This window comes from Rheinheimera sp. (genome assembly GCF_036568245.1).
GTDB lineage: Bacteria > Pseudomonadota > Gammaproteobacteria > Enterobacterales > Alteromonadaceae > Alishewanella.
Map to the genome: position 1 here is coordinate 1 of NZ_DATCSY010000049.1, position 2,158 is coordinate 2,158.

The following is a 2,158-nucleotide window of genomic DNA, read 5'->3' on the forward strand; positions in this document are numbered from 1 at the left end:
AGCTCCGGGCAATCTATTGTCTGCGGTTGTTCCTGCGCCAGCTGCTCTGCCGGTAAGGTGACACTAAAACAGCTGCCCTGTCCGACGACGCTGTCAACGGCAATAGTGCCCTGCATTGCTTCAACTAAAGCTCTGGAAACTGACAAGCCTATACCCGACCCCATAATACTCAGGCGCCGGCCATCATTAGACTTGTAATACATATCAAAAATACGCTCAAGCTCTTCACCGGCAATACCTATACCGGTATCCTGCACGGAAAAGTGCAAACTGCCAGAACCGGTATCTAGGTGGCAACGAAGCGTAATATCACCGCTAGCGGTAAACTTGACCGCATTGTTCAGCAGGTTCCACAACACCTGACGCAAGCGTGTCGGGTCAAGCTTTAAGTTAATGTCCATGGGGCCATCACACTGCAGTGTGAATTGCAGCCCCTTTTGCTGACACAGCAGTTCGGCGAAGTTGGCAATATCATTGATAAACTGCCGTACAGGCACACTTTGATAGACAATATCCAGGTCCTGCCGGTCTATTTTATCCAAGTCGATAATGTCGTTAAAAATATTACCTAAGGTTTCAGCACTACTAAAAATAGTATTGGCCCAGCCATGTTGCTGTTTGCTCAGCTTACTTTCGAGCAAGCGCCGGCTTAACCCGACAATACCGTTGAGCGGCGTGCGCAGCTCATGGCTTAGCGTAGCAATAAACTTACCTTTATCCTGATAAGCCTTCTCCAGGGCCTGCTCTGCCAACTTACGCGAGGTAATATCCCGACCAAAACCAAGCAGGCCTATATAACGGCCATGACGGTCGTAAAACGGCACCTTACGCATTTCGAACCACAGTACCTGACCATCATCTTTAACAAACTGTACATCCAATGTCAGCTCTGACGGCTGCATACTGACTTCATACTCGGTCAGGATAGCTGACTGGGCGCTGTCTTCAGTGTAGATATCAGCCGGATAATGGCCAATAAGCTCACTGGCCGTCTTACCCATAATCAGCTCAAACATCTTATTACAGCTGGCGAAACGGCCAGTTTCGTCTCGGTAGTAAAACAGGTCGGGCGAGCTGTCGACAATGGAGCGGATAAGCAAGCTCTGCTCTTCCAGTTCAATCTGAGCTTTTTTACGCTCAGCAATTTCTTTACGCAGTTCATCTATCGCGCGCCGCTTGGCCTGAAACGCCTTTTTACGTTCTTCAATCTCAAAATTAAGCTGGCGGATATTATCCTGCATACCTTCATTAAGCAGACGCTCCTGATGGGCAGAATCTTCCAGATAAGACAGGGCTGCGTCCAGATGCAGCACCAGATAAAACAGAAAGGCAATAAACAGCGGACCAAAAATACATGATACTACCAGAGCGCCTTTTATCAGCGCCCAATCCACACTGCTACCAATAACAAGCCCGTAACAGGCACTTAGCAGCGCCGCACACAGCACAAACAACAACTGGCATATCAATGCCAGTTTTAGCTTGCCCCAGGCACGGATCCAACTGGCAAAGGCTTTGACCTGCGGGTGTACCGGTCCTTGCATCAGGCTTTCACCTCGCGTTATCGCTGTCAGTTAGCAGGCTGAATATCCAGCATCAGGTTGCGATATGAACAATATTGAGTCTCAGAGCCTGGCTGCCGAAACACACCTTCACGCGTATATGAAGATAAATCTTTATACAGTCGTATTTCGTGCCCTTGCCCAACGCGCACTGCCCTCGCTGTGGCCTGGCGGCTTTGTGTCAGGCATAACAACTGTGCTAATTGCCGGTAGTTATCGCGCTCAAACAGATCACCTGAGTTTAACAGTGGTGCCTGGTTATTATTAGGGGCAAATTTCCATTGTGCAAAGCGGGTGCGCAAATTGCCATCCTTTAGCTCCAGTTTATCTTCACGGGTAAGATAGTGAGTACTCACCTGGGTAATACTGGTTGCCGCACCTTCACCAGTGCTTTGTGCTTTTTCATTATCGACAATATAGACACCACCAGCGCCGAGCACTTCCATCGTTACCTCAGGCCCATTTTCCTGCTGCCCTGGCGCAACCAGTAAAGCGGTTGCTTCATCGATACCAAAGCCAAAGCGGGTCTGGGTGTCGTTTTGCAGCCTGATCAGACGGCCCTGCCAGCCACGCTCCGAAAAATGCGTATCAAGCAC

Annotated in this window: 1 protein-coding gene and 1 pseudogene; both read right to left on the bottom strand. The window is 49.4% G+C overall.

Annotation, left to right across the window (positions count from 1 at the left end; translation table 11 throughout):
• On the bottom strand, positions 1–1,544 hold a 1,544-nt coding region (locus tag VIN66_RS02295), incomplete at its 3' end, for an ATP-binding protein (protein ID WP_331922489.1).
• A gap of 26 nt (positions 1,545–1,570) precedes the next feature.
• A pseudogene (locus tag VIN66_RS02300) lies at positions 1,571–2,158 on the bottom strand (hypothetical protein); the annotation flags it as partial.